Origin of the sequence: Mesomycoplasma moatsii (genome assembly GCF_045276915.1) — a bacterium.
Classification (GTDB): domain Bacteria; phylum Bacillota_I; class Bacilli_A; order Mycoplasmatales; family Metamycoplasmataceae; genus UBA710.
In genome coordinates this window covers 203127-228527 of record NZ_CP174166.1, presented here as the reverse complement: position 1 = coordinate 228527, position 25401 = coordinate 203127, and the positions used below count along the sequence as shown (strand labels likewise).

Below are 25401 nucleotides of genomic sequence, written 5' to 3'. Positions count from 1 at the left end.
TTGTTCATAAACCTTGTAATTATCAAAATTTACATCATTTTCAAAATTTCTTTTATCAAAACAAACTATCGATTGATTATTATTTAATTTTATTAAAAAATTATTACTAAATAATAAATTTTCTTTTTGTTCTTCTTTTGAACATGAAATCGAAATAATCGGTAGAATTATACCCCCCCCATCGCTATATTCAAAAAATATTTCTTTTTCATAACAAAATTAACCTTTTACTATTATTTTATAAAATTGTTAATCTAAATAATTAATTAGTTTTATCAATATGCGTATTATTTTCACTTTTTTGTCTTTAACAGTTTTTTGTGTATTGTTAAATTTTATTTATTTTCAAATATTGATAAAAATATGTATAATATATTATGCTTTTTCTAAAGAAAATGCGAGTGTAGTTTAATGGCAGAACTTCAGCCTTCCAAGCTGACTATGAGGGTTCGATTCCCTTCACTCGCTCCATATCACAAAAGTGACTATTGAAAATCCCTTAGTATAGGGATTTTTTTATTCTAAACTTTTTGGTTGTGTTCCTTCAACGGTTAAGTTACGAGCTCATTGAATTTTTCGATAAAGAATTTCAAATAAAGGAACTTTTAATAAATCTGATAAGAAAAAAATAGCATAAGCTCAAGGAAAAGCAATTGAAGTATGTTTTGCAATAACAAAATTTATTAAAGCGATTCACCCTATTTGAATAAGACCATTAATTGCGTCCGTTAAAGAAACAACGTTTGTTTTACCTCCACCAGAGATGATTCTTGATTTTGTGATATATCAAATTCACATTGGCATATTTCAAGCTAAAGGTCAAATTGTCCATTTTAAATTTTCCATATATTCCCTAATTGCTGATGATTTGATTTCATTAAATTTAATTTTTCCTTCGTACTCACCATAGTTATTAATTAAGCTTTGTTCTAATTGTTGTGTATAACCTTGAGTTAAAAAAGTCATTTTTTCAATTGCAAAAGATAATGAAAATAACATCAATCCTAGAATACATGCAAAAGTTAAATGAAACCCTTGTAATTGTTTTGCATTTATTTTAGCTCTTTCAAAATTACTATTACCTAATTCTCGTCCCACAAAAATAGCCACATTTGCATTTATAGATTCGAATGTTGTTCAAAAAATATTAAAAAACATTCCACTAATTCCTAAAATATTGGCTGCTGATAAATAATACTCAGGATTTGATCCAACCCTTCCTGTGCTATATCCTATATTTCAAAAAATAAACCTTGTAGTGATTGCAACAGATCCAATAGTAGCTAAAATAAAAGTAGGAATTCTTTTTCCAATTTGAATTCATACTATTTTTGAAATTACAAAAATTTTTAAAGGGTTGAAAATTAATCGTTTGTCTTTCAAAATAATAAAAACATAAATAAAAACAATCGGAACAACTAAAGAAATGATAGTTGAAATAGCTAAACCTAAAATCCCCATTCCAATTGCATAAGTAAAAATAGAATTAAAAATAACATTGATCCCTAATGAAATTATTGAAGCAAACAAAGAAATTTTTCCATATCCTGATTCTCTGATAATCATTGACAGCGTATAAAATAAAGCTTGTAATATCCAAGAGATAGTAATGACTCTTAAATAAATTACTGCACTATTAGCAATGTCTTGATCTAAATTTTTATCAAAACCACTAGCTACATCAATTAAAAAATGAGGTGCAGACAATGCAGGAATAACAAAAATTAAAGCGATGATTCAGGCAATTAAAACTCTGGTTCTAATTACTTCCCTAATTTTTACATTATCACCCAAACCTAAATACTGACCAAATAAAGCAGAACCTACCAATGTTGTTGCAGAAATAATTCCACTACAATATTGAGTTCATTGATTTGAATAAGAAAGTGCTTGATTACCTCCAGAAATTGAAGTAGCCATAAAGTTATCAACAAATGAATTAATCGACAAAATCATTGCAGCAAAAATTATCGGTAAAGACGTTAATGTATATTTAATCCATTCGCCTCTAGTTGAGGGGAAATAACTCTTAATTTTTTCTGAAAACATATATTTTTAATTTAGTGATTTTATCACTATTTATTTTTTGTGACCAACAATTTTTTCATTATTCTTTTCTTGCTTTATTTTTTTTCTAATTAAAAGCTTTGTTTCTATTTTTTTTGTATAGATACTAATAGGAATTATCAATAAAAACATTACTACTACAATGATAGATCTTAACCAAGCCACAAGTTCATCTGTTACAAAAATTGTCATAAAACAAATTGATATTGGAAGTGAAAACATAAAAATTGACATATCCAAAATTTTTAAATATACAAATAACATTGTTATCAATAAAGTTGCGCAAATAAAACCAATTGCTATCAATAATTTAATTCATCAAACTAAATCTAAGCCTAATTCTTTTGCAAAAATATCGTTTGAAAAGAAAATTCAAATCATTAATGAGGGAACCGCAATAACTAATAAAGTAAATATGGGTTTTATAAAAGATTTTCATCTTGAATTAACTATAGGTGAATTATTTTTTTTCATTTCTTAATTCCAATAAGTAGTCAAGCAAATTATCAAAATTCACTTTCATTATTTTTTCTGTTCCATAAAATCTCAAAGATAATTCTTTTGACAATACTTCTTGATCACCTATAACAATTTGTATTTTTGTTTTTGAAGTTTGAGCATCACGGATTTTTTTATTAATTCTTTCATTACGATCATCAATTTCAACATAAAAATTATTATTTTTTAAAATATGATAAATTTCTTCACAAAATTGCAAGTGATTTTCGTTGTTGATAGGAATAATAGTAATTTGTTTTGGAGCTAATCAAAATGGGAGATTCCCTTTTGTTTGTTCTAATAGAATAGCTAAGAATCGTTCATATGTTCCAATTAAACCTCGATGAATCATAATTGGAGTTTCAATTTCATTACTTGAATTAACATATTCAAGTTCAAATTTTTTAGGCAATAAAAAGTCTAGTTGAAGCGTTGACATAGTAATTTCATGACCTAAAACAGTTTTAATTTGAATATCAATTTTAGGACCATAAAAAGCAGCTTCTCCAATTTTTTCTTGATAAGTTACGCCCAATTCATCTAAAACTTTTCGCAAATCATCTTCAGCTTTATTTCACATTTTATCATCATCAAAAAATTTATCTTTATTTTTAGGATCTCGTAATGACAAAGAAACATAATCAATTTTGATGTTAAATTTTTCAAGCGCTTCATTAATCATCTTATAACAATGCTTAAATTCTTTAACTATTTGATCGTGGCGAACAAAAAGATGTCCTTCGGTTAACAACATAGATCTAACCCTTTCCATACCAGTTAGAGCTCCTGATTTTTCATATCTAAATAATGGTGATTGCTCACTATATCTAATTGGTAATTCACGATATGATCTTCTTTGGGACTTATAAATCAGAACATGGTGCGGGCATGTCATTGGTCTTAAAACTAATTTTTCGTTATCACAATCAATAGGTTTAAACATATCATCTTTATAATGTTGTCAATGTCCCGAAATTTCATATAAGTGCTTTTCACCAACAATCGGAGTAGAAACTTCACAAAAATTATATTTTGAATCTAATAAAAGAATTTCTTTCATAATTCTATTCCGAATTTTCATCCCATCTTCTAATCAAATTGGAAATCCTTGTCCTGATAAAGAATCAAACATAAATAAATTCATTTCTTTACCTAATTTACGATGATCTCTTTCTTTCCTTTCAACTAACAAATTAAGATACTCATCTAAATCTTCTTTTGTTTCTCAAGCTGTTGCATATATTCTAGTCAATTGATCATTATTGGAATCTCCTCTTCAATAGGAACCTGCTAGAGAAAGAACTTTAAAATATTTTATTTCTTTTATCTTATCTATATGACCACCAATACATAGATCAACAAATAAATCTTTGTCACTATTTGGATCATAAATTGAATAAAAAGTAATATGCTTATTTTCTTTTTGAAATTCGTTAATCAATTCTTTTTTGTATGGTTGACAAGAATAATCGTACCTAAATGTTTCATCCATTTTTCTCATCACATAATTATTTGCAACAATTTTTTGCATTTGTTTTTCTATTTTTAACAAATCTTTCTCAACTAATGGTTTTGAAAATTTAAAATCATAATAAAAACCTTCTTCAGTTGGTGGGCCAAAACCTAATTTAGTATCTGGCCATAATTTAAGAACGGCCATAGCCATAACATGAGAAGCTGAGTGATTAAGTTCTTTATTGAATTTCATTTTATTACTCCATCTATATTAAAAATTTTTGCACTAATTATTTTTATTATCTTCCAATAATTTATCTATCGTTGTAGATATAATAAAAGATCTTTGTGAATCATCAAGTGAAATTAAAATTTGAATAGATATATTACCTGAATTAACAATTGTTTCTAAATCCCCATGACTTAATGTTAAAAAATAATTTAAATCAATTTCTACTTTTAATTCAGATTGCAATTCAGGAAATTTTAATTTGTCTGAAGGTATATTATAAATATTTGCCGTTGAAAAAATATCACTAAAATTTCTGTTTAAAATTAATTCATTTATTTTTTCTTTATTCAGAATTCCTTTGCTTTCATTTAATAAAATTTCAATATTTTTTAGATTTCCTTTAGTCCAATCAACCACCTGATCAAGTATTGAATCATTGTATTCATCTTGAGTTACAAAATGATTAGATACTGATATTTCTAAAAAATCAATATTTGTATACAAAGAAGTATTATCTTTACTTGCTAAAGAAACATTAAAATTCATAAATAATTCTTTGCTATTAATTGAATCTAATTGAAGTTCAAATTTTTTTTGATTATTAATTGTTTCTAGAATTTGATTAGCTATTTCTTGAATATTAGAAGGTAAATCGCCTTTAATTACACTAAACTCAAATACACTAAAAGGAGTTTTAACTATACTTTGATCTTCGTTGTATTTTTCATATAGTTTATTGACAATATTAAATGGAATATTATATTTTTTACTATTAACATCATAAATAACACCTTTGTCTTTGAAATAGCCATCATTAGATAATAAAGATAAAGGATCTAAATTTGTTCAATTTATATTAAAAATTTCATCTAAAAATAAATTGTTTTCCTCTAAATAATCGTTAAAAGTATTCATATCTTTTTCTTCTTGAGACATTTTAAACTCGCCCTCTTGAGAAGTTCCTTCTACTAAAACTGACTCAGTATAAGCAAGCGGAGTATCAGCATATGAAGTTAAGTAAACACGATACATTGGTGTCGTAGAATCAAATTCATAATTAAACGCCGATAACTCATTAGAATTTTCTTGAGAAAATTGTTTGAATTCTAATTTAATTCCATCTGAATTTAATTTTGATTGAATTGAATAATTTGTTTTTAATTCTATTAATCCAGCTTCATAGGCCTCCCTAACAGTATATTCTTTGTTGTCTGGATTATTAAAAACAAAATGTTGACTTAAATTGTTAATTCAATCTTCATTTAATTTAATAAAATTCTTCAATTTCGATTTAGGATCATCAATTCCTTGTTCAATATCAAAATCACCAAGAACCACTTCTCTATTTGTTGTATAACTTATTATGCCGTTGCCTTCATATCTAATGTTATAAATTATTTTTAGTTGTGTTGGATTATTTACATCAACATTAATATTAGTAATTGAAACTCAATAATTATTTTTTCTTAATTCATTTAGTTTGTTATTAGCTAAATCAAAATCAGAAATTTTAATATTTTTAGCATAAAGACCTATTTCTCCAATAATTCCAACATCTTTTTTTAAAGTAAAGTATTGATTTGGATTTTCACTAATATCTTGAATATATGAATCCATCATTATTTGTTCTGGAATTTTGCTAAATCCATATAAACTTGTGTCACGATATTCATAAATTGTTTCGTAATAATTTATACCTGATCCATAAAATAATTTGATACCAACTAAGGGGTAAGTTGAATCTGAATAATAAGGTCTAATATAAGCTAATTCTCATTTTATTTTATTTTGTTTCATTGAATAACTAAAAGTAGGTTCAATAGCAAAACGAAACATACCATTTTTATTTGCTTCTTCAACAGTGATCATTGAACGTTCATTTGACGTTAATTCCACATCTTTTTTTCCGATAACATTTTCATCTCCCATTACCTTTAATGAACCTGAAAGATTATAATAATTAGGTTGTAATATTTCATCTATAAAATAATTTATTCTGTTTTTATTTCCTTCGTATGTATTAGTTGAATGATTAAAATCTAAAGTAGTTTTTTTATTATTGTTAATTACAATAGGTAATGCAATTGCAGTTGAAGAAATAGCAACAAAAAGAGCTCCAAAACCAAATCATTTTAGCAATCTATACTTTTGTTTTTTGTTAGTCATATCAAAATATTATATAGAAATAATAATTAATAAGAGTTGTCTTTTTTAACTTGTCCACTAAAAATAGCAACCGAAGAAGATGTCCCAAATCTTTCTACTCCCATTTTAGTATACATAATGATATCATCCATCGACTTAATACCACCTGCAGCTTTAATTTTTAATGAATTATTACCAATAATTTTATTAAAAATTTCGATATCCTTTTTATCTGCTCCACGATATGAAAACCCTGTAGATGTTTTGATAAAATCTGCTCCAGAAGATAAAACAATTTCAGTGGCTTTTTCAATTTCTCATTCTTTTAATAAAGCTGTTTCAATAATAACTTTTAAAATTTTGTTTCCACAAACTTCTTTTACTTTTTTAATTTCATTTAAAACATAATCATATTGTTTATCTTTAAAGCGACCAATATTAATTACCATATCAATTTCATCAGCACCATGATCAAGTGCTAATTTTGCTTCTTGAACTTTAACTTGTGTAATACAAGCTCCTAAAGGAAATCCCACTACAGAAACGATTTTTATATCATTTTTTTTAATTTTCTCTTTAGCATATTTAATTCAAGATGAATTAATGCAAATTGCTCCAAAATTAAATTTTTTAGCTTCTTCAATTAACTTATCTATTTCTTTTTCGGTTCCTTCTGGTTTTAAATATGTGTGATCAATCATTTTTGCATAGTCCATTTTCCACTCTCCATAAAATAATTTTGACTAAATATTAATATTTTACTTTTTAAATTTGTTTCTAGAAAAAAATAAAAATATATCAGGAATTAAAATCATCCTATACAAAAATAGTACAATTAAAAATACTTATGGAAAAACCGATGAAAGATTCTCTTAATGAGATCAAAAAAAAATATGATGAAATAGCAGAAAGTCTTAAAAAAGAAGAAATTTTATCTGATATTAAACAATATACAAAACTAACAAAAGAACAAAATAAAATTAAAGATATTGTAAACATGTTTAACAAATTTTTAGATATAGAGAAAAATATCGAAGAATCTAAAATATTATTAAATGAAAAAGATGAAGAAATCGTCCAAATGGCCAAAACAGAAATACAAAATAATGAAAAACTTTTGCCAGAATTAGAAGAAAAATTAAAACTATTGTTGTTACCACATGATGAAAATGACGATAAAGATGTAATTATTGAAATTAGAGGGGCCGCTGGTGGAGATGAAGCAAATATTTTTGCAGGAGATTTATATAAGATATATGCAAAATATTCTGAATTTAATGGTTGAAAAACTAAAATAATTGATTCTTCTCCAGCAACTGCTGGAGGTTATTCTTTAATTGTTTTCTCAGTCAATGGTGAAAATGTGTATTCTAAATTAAAATTTGAATCAGGTGTTCATCGCGTTCAAAGAGTACCTACAACGGAAACGCAAGGTAGAATTCACACTTCAACAGCAACAGTTACTGTTATGCCTGAGATAAATGAAGATGTAGAAATCGAAATTAAAGATAGTGATTTAAAAATTGATACATATAGATCGTCAGGAGCAGGAGGTCAATCAGTTAATACAACTGACTCAGCTGTTAGAATCACTCATATACCAACAGGTATAGTTTCTTCATCTCAAGAAGGTAGATCACAATTAGCAAACAAAGAACTTGCACTTAAATTACTAAAAGTAAAATTATATGACTTGGAAATGCAAAAGAAAAAAGAACAAGAGGGTTCATTTAGAAAGTTGGCAGGTTCGGGAGCTAGAAGTGAAAAAATCAGAACATACAATTACCCTCAAGATAGAGTTACAGATCATCGAATTTCATATTCTTGTTCACTAAAAACTATTATTGATGGCAAATTAAATACTATCATTGATGCATTATTAGCAGAAGAACAAGCAGAAAAAATTAAAGAAGCAGGTATTATTTAGTGAAACAAAAAATATCTAATCTAAAACTCGAAAAAAGAAGATATGATTTAAAAGAAAAAGTATCATTAGTTGAAAAATTTCAATTATGAAGAAATAAACCAATTCAAAAAATTATTGGCTATATAATTATGGCTGATGTAAAAATTGATCTATCAAAAAAAGTTTTAATTCCTAGATATGAAACAGAAGAATTAATTTATCAAACTATTGATTTTATTGAAGAAAATCAATACAAAGAAATATTAGATCTTTGCTGTGGTAGTGGTTTTATAGGTATTGCTTTAAAAAAATTCTTTAACGAAATTAACGTTTGTCAATCTGATATAGATAAAAATGCTATTAAACAAACAATAATAAACCTAAAATTAAATAATATCCAAAATGACGTTATTCAATCTAATATGTTTGAAAATATTAACAAAAAATTTGATTTAATAGTTTCAAATCCACCTTACTTATCCGAAAAAGAAATTAGTTTAATTTCAAAATCAGTTCTAAAATTTGAGCCACATAAAGCTTTGTTTGCAAAGAATAATGGATTAGAATTTTATGAAATAATAGAAAAAAATTTAAATAAATATTTAAAGAAAAATGGAATGATTATTTTAGAAATTAATCCTGATAATGAAAAATGATTTCTAAATAATGGTTATAATCTAATAAAAGATATAAACGGCAAAAAAAGAATTGCATTCAAAAAAAAAGATTGAATAAGTTAATCAATTTTTGAATAATTGAATCTTCCATAAATTTTAGAAACTGGTGAAATTGAAATCCAAACTTCAGGAATTACACTTTTAATTTTATTAGCAACATCATTAGACTCAAGGAGCAATACAACAGATTCTATAGAATAAACATTTTCTTTATTATATCCACTAACTGAAGTTTCAATTTTATATGGATGTCAGAAATTAATTGATTTTAAAAATGCAATTACTTTTTCAGGTTCTCTTGTATCAATTCTCATTTTTACTTTGTTATATTTTGGATATATTAAATTAATAACAAAACCATTTAACAAAATGTATAAATAAGTTCCAAAAGTTTGAGGACCAAGAATATAATCAAATCCATTGATCTTATCTGCAAAAGATGCTGGAAGAGTATTTTTACAAATATATAAAAATATAATTCCTATTGTTGCCATTCCTGTTCCGGTCACAACCAAAAAATTACCTACAGGTTTTTTCAATTTACTTGAAATATAATAAGCAATTAAATCAGTCCCCCCTGTTGAAGATCCTAATTTTCAAACAATTGCTGAAGTAGGTGAACAACAAGCAACAGTTAAAATAATATAAACAAAAACTGGTCAACCTGAATCTACATATTTCGTTGTTCCTGATTTACCAATAACTCCATCTACAGCTACAGAATCTATTGGTAATCAACCATCTTTCATAATAACAATGACTTTTTGTGAAATGAATTGATCAACTGGTTCTAAACCAAAAATAAAACCAAATAAAGCATTGCAACACAAAAAAATAAGAGTGGATACCATAAATGGTTTTTTAACTTTTTTTCAAAATCACACAATAAAAGGAATGTTTAAACATAAATATAAAATAGTCAGAAAAGGTTTTAAATACGGAAGAACGTATGCAAGAGAAGTAGATATTGCTTCTACACCATCTGAAACAGAAGCAGCTTTCAAAAGAAATTGAACTTGGCCAAAAGCGTAAAACAAAGCACAAAAAATTATTATCAGAATTTTTTTTCAATTAATACTAATAAAAGAAAAAAAGCCATCATAATGATCATTAAACCTTTTTTTAAATTTCATCTCAATCGAATAATCAAAATTATTATCCATACTTAATTTACTTCATTATATATTAAACCTTGTATTTTGTTTTAGAAAATGTTTATTTTAACAATACAAAATGATGATTAAAATCTATTTTTTTATTTTAATTAATGTTTTTATAAAAAACTTTAATAATTATTTAGGGATTTTATATAACTTCGAAAATCAAAATGAATTATATTGATTGTTTTTTGCGTTTATTCTTTTGGTTCCATTGATTGAAACAAAAGAATATTGTCCTGAAGCTCCTGATCAATTATTTCTTGGTATATCACTAACATATAACTTATCTGCAATATTTTTTAAATTATTACAATTATCTTTAAAATTTCATCATCATGAATCAGTAAAATCTCCGAATATATCTCCTCTATCAATAAAAGTGGGTTTAAAAGAAGAATTTTTACTTGTCTCAAATGGAATTTCGATTTTAATTCTATCACCACGATAAACATCACATGTTGCATTATAACCATCTGTTCCTATATTTGGTAAAAATCCAAAAAAAACATTTTTTTTATTTTCTTTTATTATTCCTTCTCCCACAGCAATAAATCTAGTTCCATTTTGTTCATTTTTAATATAGTAATTAATCTCACTATAATTATCTCCGAACATTTGATATAAATAAAAACGTATTTGATACATAAATTCTTTTTTTACATCTTCTCATGTAACTTTATCTAATTGTGACTTATATTCATTTTCTGTTGTTATATTAAAATCAGTTAATAGAAATCTTTCTAATTCTCCTTTATAAGAAGTGCATCCTTGAGGTGTAATTAAATCTTTCATTGGAGCTTTATCTAAAATGCCAATAGAGTCAAATGGTTTAAAACCAAAAACAATTTGATCTTTTTTCTTAAATTGACTTAATCTTTGATTGTCCACATGAATTTCAAATTTTAATTCTTCCGGTTTTTTAAAATTATATGCATCTTTTGGAGCAACAAAAGTAACTAAATATTTTTCAAAACCAGGTTCATTTCAAAAAGTTTTAAAAATTTCTTCTTCGTTATAATTAAAAAATTTTTTTATTTGCATAATATCATAATTAGAAAATTCTTTGGCTCTTATGTTTTTATAATCATCATTTATAGAAAAAATTTTTACTTTTTCTAAAATTTTATTAACTAATTCTAAATTTGGTTGATAAATTTCAAACGGAAAATTTTTAATTATTTCAACTGCTCCATAATTTCCATTATAATCGCTTATAACAATAGAACATTCAATTAAATTATTTGTTTTATCAATATTTTTAATGAATGCATTATAATCAAAACCTCTTTTGTCAGCTCCATTTAAATCCGTGAAATTAATAGGAACTTGATTAGTTCTAATGTCGATTAATAAATCAGTAACATCAGTTTTTGGTTTTAAAGCATCTATTTCTTCGTTTGTAAAATAAAATTGACTTAAGGCTAAATCATCATACTTTTCTCAATATTTTACTTCATTATCAAATTCTTCTTTAGTAGGAGAATTTTCGGTTTTAATTGGTGGTAAAAAAATTAAATTTTCGTCATATTTTTTAAAGTTGTTAAAAACTATGTTCTTACTAATACTATTCTCATTTTCCAAATTACTAATAGTCGCATTGAATGTAATATAACCATCTCCATTATTTTTCTTAACTTTGGAAATGATTAAATTAGATTGTAAAAAATTTTCAACATTCAAAAAGTTATTTGATATATCAAACATCATATTTCTATTACTAATAATTTTGTTTTTTAAATAGTTATTTGTTATTTGATTGTTTAGAGTATAAAAATTAGGATCACCAAAATCAAATTGATTTTGTTCTTTAAAATGAATAGGCAAATTTATTTGATATTGAATATAGGTATCAAATACTTTTGTTATTGAAGGATTTTCTTTGTTTGTTATTGATAATTTCAACGTAACTTTTTTCTCTTGGAATTCAACAGTAAATTCCATTAATACAATAGTAAAATTTGGATATTTAATGTTAATTTCTTCAATTAAATTTTTGTTAATAAAATCTTTTGTTATTTCATTTTCATTTTCAATTTTAAATTTTGGCTTACTTTCTATTTCTTGCTGAATTTTTTTAATTTCTTCATTTATATCATTGTTTTGATTAGATTTTTTAGTAGAACAAGAAATTATTGCTAATGGAACTACCAAAAGAGAAGAAAGAGTATATATACTTTTAATAATTATTTTTTTCATTTCGTTATTATGTCCTAAGAATTGTACTACAAATATTACTTAAGTTAACTTAAATTGTATTTTACAGCTCTTGGTTATTCAACACCTGAATAGTCAAAAGCACCATATATTTTTTGAACTGAAGATCTAGAAACTCAAGCACTTGGATCAACTTTTTTAATATTCATAATTAAATCTTCAACTTCTAGAAGTAAAACAACAGTTTCAAAAGTATAAATATTTTTATTTGTTTTTCCGCTTGTTAATGTATGGATTTTATAGGGATGATTAAATTTTGATCTTGCAAAATATTCTTTAATTAATTCGATGTTTAAAGTATCAATTTTTACTACAACTTTTGAATATTTTGGATAAATCATATTCAATATTTTTCCATATAAAACAACATAAATAAAAGAAGCTAATGTTTGCAAACTAATTAAAGATTGAAAACCATTAATATTTTTTGAAATACTATTAGGAGCTCACGAAGATAATGATCATAAAACAAATAATGAAATTGTTACCATTAAGATACCAATTATCATTAGAATAGTTCCAATTGGTTTTTTTTGTTTAACAGAGTAATAATAGGCAATAATATCAGTACCACCTGTTGATCCACCTGATTTTCAAGAAATTGCTCCTGCAGAAGAAGCTAAAACAACAGCTGATAGAGAGTAAATAAAAATTGGCCATCCTTTTTCAACACCCAAAGTAAGAGCATTAGAAATTGGATCAAGATATCCGCTAACATTATTATTTTCATATCAATTATCTTTTAATCATTGATTAAAATCGTTTACCGAAACTGAAACAACATTTTTAATATTATTTGCTCTTGCATATGCTCATTCTCTTTCATTGTTTGGTGGACAAAAAATTAAAACATTTTGTGAAACTAAATAATCAAACGAACCTTTACCATTATTAGCAAAATCAAAACCAATAAAAAATCCAAAAATAGCATTACATATTAAAAAAGTTAAAGTTGTGTATACATATGATTTTTTAACTTTTTTTCAAAAAATTAAAAACAAAGGAATATTAAGTCCTAAATAAATAAAATTAAGATATGGTTTTACAATTGGCAATATAAAAGAAAATGTCATTGATATTGATGAAAGACCAGTTGGAATTGAAGCTGCTTTTGTCAATAAAGATGTTGTTGCAAAAGCAAACAAAAATGATGAAAGAATAACCATTAATAATTTTTTTCTATCTTTTTTGAAAAAATCTATTATAGAGAAATAGTTGGTTTCATCAATTATTTTGTCTATCTTTTCATCTAATTCTTTTTTGTTCATAAACTATTCATAATTTTAATATGAAAATGTTTAAAGTCTTATAATAAATTGATTATGATAAACAATATTCCTAAAAGGCACTTTTATAATAACAAAGAATATAGATTAGATTTTAAAAACAAGAAAATGATTTTATCTCCTGAATTTCATAAAATGCTTTTAGATAAAAAGTTATGAGGAAAATTTGGATTTAAAAAAATTGGAGGTTCTTCTGTCGGAGAAGTTCTTGAAGTAGATAGTTTTAAGTCTCAATTTAGTGCTTTTTGTAGAATTGTTTGATGTGGATTGCCTGTATTAGATCGTAAATATGTTGATGCAGGGATTGCTATTGAACCTAAAGTTATTAATGTTCTTGAAAAAGTTTTAAAAACCAAAATTACCACATATCCACCAGAAGAATATGAATTTGATTATTTTAGCGATAAAGATGAAATTATTGGAGGTATTCCTGATGGTTTCATTGAAGAATCAAAAATTATTATTGAGATAAAAACAACAGGAGAAAAAAATTATAATAATTGAAATCAATTTGGTGTTCCAAATGGATATTTAAAACAAGCACAAATTTATTCTTATTTAATGGGTGTTGACAAATTTTGAATTGTTGCAACATTTTTAAAAGAGGAAGATTATTTAGATCCTGATAATTATCCGATTGAAAAAAGAAAATTAAAAAATTATAAATATGCAATTAATAGAGAACAAGTATTAGATGATATTAAAAAAATGAAAGATTGATACTATCAATATACAAAATCAGGAATAAGTCCTCAATGAGATGAAATTAAAGATGAAGATCTTCTTTTATATTTAAAATGTGAAAATCAGGAACAATACATTGAATTATTGGAAAAATGAAAAAATGAAGGTAAGTTTATTGATAAATAAGCAATAATTATATAATTTTGTTTATGAGTTCAGGAATTGAAAATTATTCAATAAGAAGATTAATGAGAACCATGGTTGTTATGGTTGTTTATGAATATGAATTACTTAGTGAAAATATTGTCGCAAACAAAATTTTCCAGGATGATAAATTTAATGATCTGTTTGATTATAAAAAAATTAGAATAAAAAATAAAAATCAATTTTTAAATGAACAATTGCAAATTATTTTAACTATTGAAAAGAATTATGATACTTTCAAAAAAATGATTATCAAGCATATCAGAAATGATTGGAGTTGATCAAGATTAGATCCATTAATTAGATCAATGCTACTATGCGCTTCAGTTGAATTATGAAAATTAGATATTGGTATAGTTACTAATGAATACGTAGAAATTGCAAAAGATTTTATTCCAGACAATGAAAGTTATAAATTTATAAACATAATAATTGAAAAAATAGGAAAAGAATATCATGAATTTAAACAAAAAAGAAATCAAACAAATTAAAAAAATATTTAAAAATGAAAATTTATTAAAAGAAGCTAAAAAAAATTTTGTAAATAATAAAATGTTTTTGATTTTAACTAAAGTATCTTTGATTTTTCAGACTTCTTCATCAACAAAAGAACTATTTAATCACGAAAAAGAAATTCTTTCAAATATTGATCAAATTGAAGTTTGATCAAATGAATTTAAAGAATGTTCTTCTTTTTTTAAAAGTCCCTTTGATAATTGTGATTGAGAATCTTTTGGTAAATTTATTTTTTATGTTTGAAATCAATGAAAATTTCATAAAAAAATGAATTCTATTTATACATATGAAAACTTTAATGATATTAATGACTTAAAATCTAAAGAATATAACAAGTGAATGAATTCCTTATTTGAAACTAGAAATCATAATTTTAATATTTATGTAAGAAAGATTTTAAAATTGATTTAATGACACTAATTGAAAAATTAATTAAAGATGGTTATAATGAGCAAAAAGCACAAGCTTTAATTATGTCTGGTAACGTTCTAGTTAATGAAGAAGTAGTTATAATTAAATCTAAAAAAATAAAAGAAAGTGATAATGTAAGAGTTAAACAAAGAAAAATTTGAGTTAGTAGAGGTTCTTACAAACTACTTGAAGCACTTGAAAAATTTGATATTAATGTTAAAAATAAAATTTGTTTAGATGTTGGTTCGTCAACTGGTGGATTTACACACGTCTTACTAGAAAAAGGAGCTAAAAAAATTTATGCTTTAGACTCAGGTACTAATCAATTAGATTTTAGTATTAGGCAAAATTCGCGAGTTGTTTCATTGGAAAGAACAAATTTAAAATCAATTAAACGAAATATGTTTAATGAGAAAATTGATTTTATTTGTTGTGATGTTTCTTTTATTAGTGTTAAAAGTCTATTTAATGTTTTAGCAAAAGAAAATATATTATCTGCTAATAATGAGATAATAATATTAATCAAACCACAATTTGAAGCTAATTCTAATCTTGTGGAAAATGGTGGATTTGTTGATCCAAAATATCACAAAGAAATCATTGAACTAATTATAAATTTTGCGCAAAATCTAAATTTTAAATTTGAATCAATTACCGAATCTCCTATAAAGGGAAATAAAAGTAAAAATATTGAATATTTAACATTTTTTAGAAAGGTTTAATATGAATCAAGAAAAAATTAGAGAAAAATTTCCGATGTTAAAAAACGATATTATTTTTTTAGATAGTGGTGCCCTTGTTCAAAAACCAATTCAAGTTATTAATGCTATTAATGATTTTTATACAAAATATTCTATTTCTAATAGAACTAGCGATAGCGAATTAGGAATAATTGTTGGTCAAAAAATTGATAAAACTAGAAAAATGACTGCTGATCTTTTAGAATGTAGTGAAGAAGAAATTATGTTTAATTCTGGTACAACAGAAGGACTGAATTATTGTGCACAATTATTTTCTCAATTAATTAATGAAGATGATGAAATTTTAATTTCAAAGTTTAATCATTCTTCTAATATGATTCCATGAATTGAAATAGCTAAAGAGAAAAAAGCAAAAATAATTTTTTCAGACGATATTATTAATGATATTAACAGCAAAACAAAAATTATTGCTTACGCTCAAAAAAATAATTCATTTAATATTCAAATTAATGCTAAAGAATTATTTGAAAAAGCTAAAAAATATTATGCTTTTATTATTAATGATGCAGCTCAGGCAATAAGTCATGAAAAAGTCAGTGCAAAATATTGTGATGCAATTGCTTTTAGCTCAAACAAATTTTTTGGCCCAACTGGATTAGGAATTTTGTATGTTTCAAAAAATATTTTAGCCAAAGTAAGCGCAAAAAAATATGGTGGTGGTGCTATTGATTATATTAATAAAATAGGTAATTGAAAAGCAAAAAATTCAATTGTAAAACATGAACCAGGAACATTAAATTTAGCAGGTATATTTGGTTTTTATGAAGCTATCATTTTTTTTAATTCTTTAGACAAAAAATGAATGAAAGAATATTTATTTGATTTAAGCTCATATGCTTATGATAAATTGTCTTCATTAGATAATGTAAAAATAGTATCATGTAAAGGGGATTCTATTATTCTTTTTGAAATTAAAAATTCAACCAGTCAAGATGTTGCTTCGTATTTAGGACATAATAACGTTTATGTAAGAAGCGGATTATTTTGTGCTCAATATTTAAATCATATTATAGAAAATTCTTTAGTTAGAATTTCATTGCACATTTATAACAATAAGCAAGATATCGATAAACTTATTGAGGTGTTAAAAAGAGGAGGTGATTTTCTTGATTTTATATAAAGAAGATGAAAAACGAAAAATAATAATGGACTACTATTTAAACAAAAGAAATCGAGTAGACTCATTTAATGATCCAAAATATCAAAGTATATATTTGCATTCAAATTCTTGCGTTGATGAAATAACTTTATATTTTAATGAATCAAAAGATGATTTTAAAATGTTAGCAAAAGGATGTGCTATTTTTTTATCATCTTGCGAAATATTTGTCGAAATAATTAAAAAACTTGGTTTTGAAAATAAAACTTTGCTAATAAATCTTTATACTAAGTTAATAAATAAAGAATATTTAGATGAACAACAAAAACAAATGTTAGACAAACTTAATGTTTACAAAAATGTAAGCAAGCATTTAAATCGAAAAGAATGTGCTTTAATGATTGCTAAAGTATTCCTAAAAATCTAATTGCTATTATTCTTCATATCCAATAAAATTTGTATTATATGGGTCATGTTGCGGGTCATAATATGGATCTATAAAATCATCGTTGTTTTTGTCATCATTGTTATCTAAATTATCGTTATCTTTTGATTTATTTTTTTTGACAAACATAATCGCAACAGCAACAATTAATATAATCCCTCCAGCAATCATTAAAATTCCTCCAATTATTGAAGATAAATTACTTTTTTTCTTATTTGCATTTGAAATTAAAAATCCATTAATTTTTTTATTAAATGTCATTGATTTGACAAATTCACCATTTTCTAATCCTTTAAAATTATTAATGGTTATAGTTAACGTAATACTTCCTTCTTCATTATTGTTTATTCTTTCTATTGAGATATCTTGTTTTTCTAATACAGGTCAATTGTAATCTTGATTTTTAGGATAATTAATTCAATTTATAACTTCAGATATTAATTTATCATCATCTAACTCTTCAGGCTTTTTGTCCCTTCAATCTTCAGGAAATTTTCAATCTGATGGTATTTCAATTATGGTTGAACCTGATAATGTTTTAAACCCAATTAAAGTTAATTCAAACTTTTCTGATTTTCCATTTTCAATTTCTATACCTTTATCATCAAAATATTTATTTAACTCAAAAATAATCTTAACATTTCCAGTTGGATTATTAAAATTACTTTCGATGATTATAATATTATCAATACTAAATAAGTCAGGAATAGTGTTAAAGATTTCACCTTTTTTATTTACAATTAAATTTTTGATATTATTTTCATTTTTTATAAAATCTTGTGGGGTTTGGTTAGATATTTCTGAATTTATAATTGATTGATTAATTTTTGTCTTATCTTGAAATTTAAATCCAAAAATATTTACATTTGTAAATGTCATTTCTTTAATAACACCATTTTCTCAAGCTTTATTATTTAAAATAGTCAAATTTATTACTAATTTACTTTGTGTATTATTTGCATCTATAATTTCGACTCTTAAATCATTTACTTCAATTATTTGTTCTTTTGCAGGATTGATAATTAAAGGAATTAAAGATTGTTTGAATTTAGTGTTATCATTTGTAATTGTTGAAGCCAAAATTTCATCAAAACCTTCAATTCTACCACTGGAAAATTTTGTAGTAGTTAAATCATCGTCAATATCAAATCCTACAAAAGTAATAGGCTTCTCTAAAGATCCTAAAGAAAAAACATTTTGGGTAATACCTTCTTGTTGAGCTTTATTATTTCTGATTTTTACAATCATTTTTATTTGACCATAAATATCAGAGAAACTAATTAATTCTAAATCAACATCATCTATTGTTAAAGTTTCTCCTTTAACAATATTTTCAATTTGTTCAATAATTGATTGCTTTAACTGAATTAAATTTTCGTTATATTTAGAAGGTAAAAAACCAGAAACATTTTCTAATCTAATTGAATTATCTTCCTGAATTGAAGATGGTTTAAATTGTGTAGTTGATGTATCAGTTAAAAAATTAATGAATTTAACATAAAAATTAATTCCTGATTTATCTAAATTTCCTTCGCTATTATAAAAATTCTTTACTTTACCAAAAACAGTAATTGTCCCTTGAGCATTGCTAGTTATAATGTTAACTATTTCTATATCACTTTTTTGATTTTCAGGCAAATTGGTGAAAATTTGATTGATATGATTTAAAACAAGATCTTTTATTTTGTCTATATTATTACCATAATAAATTGTTGGATATTCATTAATTTCAGGATTAATTTCAACAGGATTATCTTGTGTCCCTGTATGTGAAGTAGGTTTTTGTATCTTAAATCCAGTTATATTACCATTTAGCGTAATTGTTTCTTTAACTTCTCCATTTTCTCAAGCTTTATTATTAATAATAGTTAATGAAATTCTCATTGAACCATTTAAATTATCATAGCTAATAATTTCAATAATTACATCATCAACCGATATCTTTCCGCCATTAGCAGGATTTTTAATTAATAAAATAATTTGTTCTTTAAGTCTAGTATCTGTTTGATTAACATCTGAGGCAAGAATATTTTCAAAGCCACTAATTACTCCACCTTCGAATTTTGTTGTTAATAAATCTTGATTTACTTTAAAACCACTAAATTCAATTGTAAATTCTTTTTCATTGACTGCAATTCCATTTTCTTGAGCTTTTGAATTGATAATTGTAACTTTAATTGTTGCAGTTCCATCTATGTCTGAATATTTAATTGAATTTTCATCGATTTGAATATCTGAAACTAACAGTTCTTTACCTGGATAAGCATTAGTTATATTATTTTTAATCGCTTCCTTAACTCTTTCAAGATTTTCTTTAATTGTTGAAGGTAAAATATCATTTATATTATTTAAATTCGAATTTATACTAGTTGATGAAGTATCAACTTTAAATCCAGAAATAGTAATTATATAAGGACCAAAAGACCCATCTGTTATTATTTGCCCATTATCATTAACAAATTTCTTTAATGTAACATTAACGCTAATTTCGCCTTTAGGATTATTTGCATTAGCTTGAGATAATTCAATATCTGATTTTTCTATATTTGGAGGTAAGTTATCAAACAAGAGATTTATATTATCAAAAATGTATTGAATTAATTGATTAGAACTTAATCAACTTGAAGCTATTTCTTCAGTTTCAATTTCTAAACTTAATTTTTTATTAATAGTTGGTTTTTGTGATCTAAATCCGCTAATTGTAACTGCGTGTTCTTCTGGTAAAATCCACACTTCTTGAACATTTCCATCAGTTCAAGCTTTTGAATTTGCAATTGTTAACGTAATTTTCATTGTTCCTTCAACATCATTTGAAGAAATTCTTGTAATTGTAATATCATTAGGTTCAACTGTTTGATTTGGTGCAGGATTACTAATTAGTTTTATAATTTCATTTTTAAATGTTTCGTCATCTACATTAATCTCAGAAGCAAGTTGAGAATCAAAACCAATCACATTACCATTTCTAATTGTTGTACTTGTCATTGTTTGATCAATTTTAAAACCACTAAATATAATTCCTTCTTCAGGTTGGATAATTAATGATTCAACAATAATTCCTTCTTTTTGTGCTTTCCCATTTACAATAGTTACTTTAAATTTTATTTGATTAAGATAATCAGCAACAGAACCAACGATTTCTAGTTGAATATCATTTACAGTAATTTCTCTACCTGGAACTTTATTTTCTATTTTATTAATAATAGCTTGTTTAATAATATCTAAATTTTGATTTCATGTTGAAGGCAAAATCTGATCAACTCCTTCAAGTTGAGTATTAGTAATTTTTGTTGTTCCATCACCAATAATTGATCCATCATTTTTAAATCCTTTAATTGTTAGAGGACCAAATGATTTTATTGCTTCATTAGAAACCAAAATTCCTTCATCATTAAAATAATTACTTTTTAAATCAAATGTGAATGTTAAAGAACCTTCTTTATTATTTATGTTTGTAACTTGAATATTAGCAATATTATCTTCTAAAATATTTCCGATTGTATTAAAAATTTCGTTTTTATTTACTTGAATTAAGTTTGCAATTACATTAGTATCATTTTTATAGAATTCAGAAGCAAATTGCGACTCTAATCCATTGATCATAATCTCATTATTCTTTAAAGAAGTAGCTGCTTGTTGTTTAAAACCCGTGATAACAAAAGGCCCATCCGGAAATTTATAAGATCCATTTTGAACTTGTCCATTAATTCAAGCTTTGTTAACTAAAATAACATCAATTGAAATTGATCCTAACAAATTATTTCTTGACTTAATTGTTATAATGACATCGTTTGAATTTATTGAATCACCATTAGCAGGATTTTTAATCATTTTAATAATTTGATTCTTAAAGTTTTCGTTATCTTGATCTAACTCTGAAGGTAAAATTTCATCAAAACCTAATAAGGCTTGAGGTTCAAATATTGTAGTTTGCAAACCAACATCAACATTAAACCCAGTAAATTTTATTGGTTCACCTGAATTTAACGCAAATCTTCCATTAACTTGAATTCCATTTTCTTGAGCTTTTGAATTCAAAATATAAACTTTAATCGAAAGAGACCCGTTAGCATTATTTGATTCAATAATTTCAAGTTCTAAATCAGATTTTGTTAGCAATGAAAAAAACAAATTTTTTACAAAATTATTGTCGATAATAGCTTGTTTAATTTCTTCTTGATGATTAGTTGCATCTGAAGGCAAAAAAGAAGAAACATTAGTTAATCGACCACTTTAAATTTGTGTTGTTGAAGTATCAATTTGAAAAGCTTTAATATTTAAAATAAATTCGTCAGATAAAACTCCATCTATATGATCTAGATTTGCGTCATAAAAATTATTCAATTTAAATTTACTTTGAATAATTCCTTCATTATTTTTTGGTTTAACTTCTTGAATAAAAATATTTGAATTTTGAAAATTGTCTGGTAAAGAATTAAAAATTTTATCTTTATTATTAAAAATTAAATCTATTACTTTTTGATTATCGCTTTCATTAGTTCAATAATCTGAAGGTCTTTTAGCTATATCTTCTAAAATTATTTCTTGTGATACAAGCATAGTTTGTTCTATCTTTTTAAAACCTACGATTTTGATAGAAAATTCTTTTTCGTTTGTTTCTTCTTGTCCATTATCATTTAAATATTTATTTAAATAAAAGATAGTTGATAGCGATCCTTCTTTTCTATTTATACTAACTTGATTTTGTTCTTTTAAGACAATATTATCTTTTGTTAATGTTTGCGGTAGATCAGAAAAAATTTCATCTTTTTTCTCGAAAATTAAATCTTGAATTTTCGTATGATCTGTTCATGATTTATATCATTCATCTGGAAATTTATTATTTTCACTATATGTAATTTCATTTTTTATTTGGGTTGTTGGTCTTGTTCTATCAAAACCATAAAAATTAATATCTCCTCTAAATTGATATCTTGAATCTCCCGAAATTACTACAACGACATTAGCGATAAAACCTGGTTCATTATCTTTTTCATAAGGTCTTATATTTGTAACGTTTATATCAGAATTAGATTCTCTTTCTTCATTAAATATTTCATTCCAATGATTTGCTATTAAAGTTGCAACTTTATTTTGATTTGTATTTTGGTCTTGATTAAAATATGAATTATAAGTATATCCACTAAATTCTGTAAATTTAAAAGCATCTTTTTTAAGAGTTGCTTCTTTTAAATTCTTATCATTTTCTGATGTTATATTTTTATTTTCTATCAAAAAATTTTTATAACTAAACTTATTACTATTTTCTATTGCAAGTATTGAAGTTATTGAAGTGCTTACCATTAACAACGATATTGCAATCGTTTTCTTGACAATATTTTTTTTCATATTTTTCCATTTTTTTTAATTCTTTGAATAATTCTAAACAAAAAAAAAAAAAAATAGAGAGATTTTTTTAATTTTTATCATTTAATATCACAAACAAATTGAGTATCATTTAAATATTCTAATTCTTTCTCTAATGAATGAAATATGACTTTATAAGAATGTAAATATACTCTTTTATCAAATCTACCACTATACTTTTTATCGCCATAGATGGGAAACCCCAAATAAGATAAGGATAATCTTATTTGATGTTTTTTTCCTGTCAAAATTTTGGCATATTTTTTATTGTCATCAATAAAAAATATGGTTTGCATTTTAATACCTGGTTTTTTATTAAATAATTCCATTCTATGAGTTTTTATGTTTTTTCTTCCGTAAAAAGTCACTTCTTTTTTATTCCAAGGAAAATCTGATTTTAATAGATAATACTTTTCTATTTTATTTATCTTTTCATTTAATTGAACTAGAGCTTGATATGTTTTAGCATAAATTACTAATCCTGATGTAGAACGATCTAATCGTCCAATACTTGCTGGTTTAAATGAATCACTATGTTGATAATTCAAGTAAGTTAAAACTTGATTGTCCAAACAATCAACAAATCCATGCATTGAAACATTAATAGGTTTGTCAATAACTAATATATTTTTATCTTCGTAAATTATTCTAAATTTAATAGGAGTTGAATATAAAACTTTAGTTTGTGAATCTTTTATTCCATATACTATAACTTCATCTCCCGCAATTAGTGAATAAGATTTATTATTTGTTTTTTTGCCATTTATTTTTATATCTTTTATTCGAAAAAGTTTTTCAATAACCGAAATTGGAACATTATCTAATTGTTTTATTAAACATTTAAACAATGTTCTACCTTCGTCATTTTTAGTTGCTTTAAATTTGATTATGTTCATTACAAAAACTATTCTTCTCTTTGTGAACCATATAAATCAATTATTTCTTCTGTTGTATCTGAATCTAAATCAATATTTGAAAAATCGCTTAATCTTGGTAATTCATTAATTGATCTAATTCTAAAATAATCATAAAACTTATCAGTAACACCAAATAAAACAGGATTACCTGGAGTTTTAGCTATTCCTACTTCCTCAATTAATCCTTTTAACATCAGTAAACTAACAAGATGATCTGAAATTTTACCTCTAATTGCATTAATTGAACTTCTTGTAATCGGAGCTTTGTAAGCAATAATTCCCACAACTTCTAGTGCGGCATCTGATAATTTTGCTCTTTGCTCATTAGTTACTAAAGTTGAAATAAATTCTTTTGCTTCTGGAATAGTTATAAATTTATAAATCCCATTGTATTCTTCAACTATTAACCCTCTTTTTTCTCCATTAAAAGTTTCGACGAATTTATTCATTAAATCTTTGGCAGAAGCTAAAGTTTCTAAAGCAAAAACTTCTTTTATATCTTCTATTTTAATACCTTCATCACCTTTGATGTAAATTAGCGCTTCAATCACTCTTTCTCTTGCTGTCATAATTAATAGTTTACTCCTTTTCTAATAATTATTTCATCAAATTGATAATCTTGATTCAAAACTAATTCTTCTCTTCGAGACATATCTAGAATAGCAATTAAAGTAATCACAAAATGATTTAAAGAAGGAACACTAAATAATTTTTCAAATGGAATAATATCCAAATTTAATTGATCAATAATTGCTCTAATTTGTTCTCTTCTTTCAGAAGGTGAAAGATTAAATGTTTCGAGTTTAATTCTTCTCAATTTATCAGCATAATTTCTTTCAAACATTTTTCTTAATGTTTTAATCAATTTAGATGTTGTACCATAACCATCTAAAGCCGCTTCATCAATTTCTTTTAAAAATCCTTCAGTATTAGAAGGTTTTTTAATAAAAACTTCATTTCTTTTAGATTCTTGTAATTTTAAATCTTGAGATATTTTTTTAAATTCTTGATATTCAGCTATCAATCTAAGTATTCTCATTTTGTCTTCTTCAACTTCTTTTACTTCTTCAGGATCAGATAATATTAATCTTGCTTTAATATAAATTAACTCAGAAGCCATTACTAAGTATTCGCTAGCTATATCAATATCTTTAGCTTGTAAATCTTCTATTATTTTTAAATATTGAGTTGCTAACTCAACTAAATCAACTTCAAAAATGTCAACATTTTTTTTCTTGATTAGTTCTAAAAGCAAATCAAGCGGACCGTTAAAATTACCTAAAGAAAAATTTATATCATTTGAATCCACGATCTTTTGATTTGACATTTTTGCTCCTTTAGTTATTAATTATCTATT

The 25401-nt window shown here is 24.6% G+C and carries 21 protein-coding genes and 1 tRNA gene; 10 read left to right on the top strand and 12 right to left on the bottom strand.

Going from position 1 to position 25401, the window contains the following annotated elements:
* Positions 1-397 precede the first annotated feature (397 nt).
* A tRNA-Gly gene (locus ACJA28_RS01135) sits at positions 398-471 on the top strand.
* A gap of 45 nt (positions 472-516) precedes the next feature.
* On the opposite strand, the gene ACJA28_RS01130 is transcribed toward ACJA28_RS01135, so the two are convergent.
* Positions 517-2049 carry an MATE family efflux transporter gene (locus tag ACJA28_RS01130; RefSeq protein WP_022935219.1) on the bottom strand — a complete coding sequence of 511 codons (1533 nt, stop codon included), beginning with the start codon at positions 2047-2049 and terminating at the stop codon, positions 517-519.
* 160 nt (positions 2050-2209) lie between these two features.
* On the opposite strand from ACJA28_RS01130, the gene ACJA28_RS01125 reads away from it, so the two are divergent.
* Positions 2210-2548, top strand: coding sequence for a hypothetical protein (locus ACJA28_RS01125; RefSeq protein WP_022935221.1), 339 nt, complete (start codon positions 2210-2212; stop codon positions 2546-2548).
* Here the strand turns inward: ACJA28_RS01125 and thrS are convergent.
* The 3 genes from thrS to deoC are packed head-to-tail and all read right to left on the bottom strand — an operon-like array spanning position 2528 to position 7113.
* On the bottom strand, positions 2528-4273 hold the full coding sequence (gene thrS / locus ACJA28_RS01120; RefSeq protein WP_022935222.1) for a threonine--tRNA ligase: 1746 nt from the start codon (positions 4271-4273) through the stop codon (positions 2528-2530). The genes ACJA28_RS01125 and thrS overlap by 21 nt on opposite strands.
* A 33-nt stretch (positions 4274-4306) precedes the next feature.
* Entirely contained in the window at positions 4307-6418 is a 2112-nt protein-coding gene (locus tag ACJA28_RS01115) for a hypothetical protein (protein WP_022935223.1), read from the bottom strand.
* 26 nt (positions 6419-6444) lie between these two features.
* Positions 6445-7113 carry a deoxyribose-phosphate aldolase gene (gene deoC, locus ACJA28_RS01110; protein ID WP_022935224.1) on the bottom strand — a complete coding sequence of 223 codons (669 nt, stop codon included), beginning with the start codon at positions 7111-7113 and terminating at the stop codon, positions 6445-6447.
* A 131-nt stretch (positions 7114-7244) separates the two neighbouring features.
* Here deoC and prfA point away from each other — a divergent pair, with 131 nt between their 5' ends.
* Both prfA and prmC read left to right on the top strand, forming a co-directional pair.
* Entirely contained in the window at positions 7245-8324 is a 1080-nt protein-coding gene (prfA, locus tag ACJA28_RS01105; protein ID WP_027121696.1) for a peptide chain release factor 1, read from the top strand.
* Positions 8324-9043, top strand: a complete 720-nt coding sequence (prmC, locus tag ACJA28_RS01100; RefSeq protein ID WP_022935226.1) for a peptide chain release factor N(5)-glutamine methyltransferase — start codon at positions 8324-8326, stop codon at positions 9041-9043. Before prfA ends, prmC begins: the two co-directional genes overlap by 1 nt.
* Here the strand turns inward: prmC and ACJA28_RS01095 are convergent.
* The 3 genes from ACJA28_RS01095 to ACJA28_RS01085 all read right to left on the bottom strand — a co-directional run bounded on the left by ACJA28_RS01095 (position 9040) and on the right by ACJA28_RS01085 (position 13622).
* The gene (locus ACJA28_RS01095) at positions 9040-10143 is read right to left on the bottom strand and encodes a YitT family protein (protein ID WP_022935227.1); all 1104 of its coding nucleotides are present in this window, start codon (positions 10141-10143) and stop codon (positions 9040-9042) included. The two genes, prmC and ACJA28_RS01095, sit on opposite strands and share 4 nt — an antisense overlap.
* A gap of 129 nt (positions 10144-10272) precedes the next feature.
* Positions 10273-12336, bottom strand: coding sequence for a hypothetical protein (locus tag ACJA28_RS01090; protein WP_022935228.1), 2064 nt, complete (start codon positions 12334-12336; stop codon positions 10273-10275).
* A 74-nt stretch (positions 12337-12410) separates the two neighbouring features.
* On the bottom strand, positions 12411-13622 hold the full coding sequence (locus ACJA28_RS01085; RefSeq protein WP_022935229.1) for a YitT family protein: 1212 nt from the start codon (positions 13620-13622) through the stop codon (positions 12411-12413).
* Between the two features lie 54 nt (positions 13623-13676).
* Here ACJA28_RS01085 and ACJA28_RS01080 point away from each other — a divergent pair, with 54 nt between their 5' ends.
* The 6 genes from ACJA28_RS01080 to ACJA28_RS01055 are packed head-to-tail and all read left to right on the top strand — an operon-like array spanning position 13677 to position 17742.
* Positions 13677-14510 (top strand): MAGa7180 family putative nuclease, encoded by an 834-nt coding sequence (locus ACJA28_RS01080; protein ID WP_022935230.1) that lies wholly within the window; start codon positions 13677-13679, stop codon positions 14508-14510.
* A 23-nt stretch (positions 14511-14533) separates the two neighbouring features.
* Positions 14534-15019, top strand: coding sequence for a transcription antitermination factor NusB (locus tag ACJA28_RS01075; RefSeq protein ID WP_406602219.1), 486 nt, complete (start codon positions 14534-14536; stop codon positions 15017-15019).
* Positions 14985-15455 carry a hypothetical protein gene (locus ACJA28_RS01070; RefSeq protein WP_022935232.1) on the top strand — a complete coding sequence of 157 codons (471 nt, stop codon included), beginning with the start codon at positions 14985-14987 and terminating at the stop codon, positions 15453-15455. The genes ACJA28_RS01075 and ACJA28_RS01070 overlap by 35 nt, the downstream gene beginning before the upstream one ends.
* On the top strand, positions 15455-16177 hold the full coding sequence (locus ACJA28_RS01065; RefSeq protein WP_022935233.1) for a TlyA family RNA methyltransferase: 723 nt from the start codon (positions 15455-15457) through the stop codon (positions 16175-16177). The genes ACJA28_RS01070 and ACJA28_RS01065 overlap by 1 nt, the downstream gene beginning before the upstream one ends.
* A 1-nt stretch (position 16178) precedes the next feature.
* Positions 16179-17336, top strand: coding sequence for an aminotransferase class V-fold PLP-dependent enzyme (locus tag ACJA28_RS01060; protein WP_022935234.1), 1158 nt, complete (start codon positions 16179-16181; stop codon positions 17334-17336).
* Positions 17337-17361: 25 nt separating this feature from the next.
* Positions 17362-17742 (top strand): hypothetical protein, encoded by a 381-nt coding sequence (locus ACJA28_RS01055; protein WP_406602218.1) that lies wholly within the window; start codon positions 17362-17364, stop codon positions 17740-17742.
* Positions 17743-17748: 6 nt separating this feature from the next.
* Here the strand turns inward: ACJA28_RS01055 and ACJA28_RS01050 are convergent, their stop codons facing one another.
* The 5 genes from ACJA28_RS01050 to ACJA28_RS01030 form a co-directional block, all read right to left on the bottom strand.
* A complete protein-coding gene (locus ACJA28_RS01050) occupies positions 17749-21963 on the bottom strand; it encodes a lipoprotein 17-related variable surface protein (RefSeq protein ID WP_022935236.1) in 4215 nt (1404 codons plus the stop codon).
* 30 nt (positions 21964-21993) lie between these two features.
* Complete coding sequence (locus tag ACJA28_RS01045; protein ID WP_022935237.1) at positions 21994-23109, bottom strand: hypothetical protein; 1116 nt, start codon at positions 23107-23109, stop codon at positions 21994-21996.
* A 74-nt stretch (positions 23110-23183) separates the two neighbouring features.
* The gene (locus ACJA28_RS01040) at positions 23184-24023 is read right to left on the bottom strand and encodes an RluA family pseudouridine synthase (protein ID WP_022935238.1); all 840 of its coding nucleotides are present in this window, start codon (positions 24021-24023) and stop codon (positions 23184-23186) included.
* Between the two features lie 8 nt (positions 24024-24031).
* Positions 24032-24613 carry an SMC-Scp complex subunit ScpB gene (scpB, locus tag ACJA28_RS01035; protein ID WP_022935239.1) on the bottom strand — a complete coding sequence of 194 codons (582 nt, stop codon included), beginning with the start codon at positions 24611-24613 and terminating at the stop codon, positions 24032-24034.
* 2 nt (positions 24614-24615) lie between these two features.
* Positions 24616-25371 carry a segregation/condensation protein A gene (locus ACJA28_RS01030; protein ID WP_022935240.1) on the bottom strand — a complete coding sequence of 252 codons (756 nt, stop codon included), beginning with the start codon at positions 25369-25371 and terminating at the stop codon, positions 24616-24618.
* Between the last annotated feature and the right edge of the window lie 30 nt (positions 25372-25401).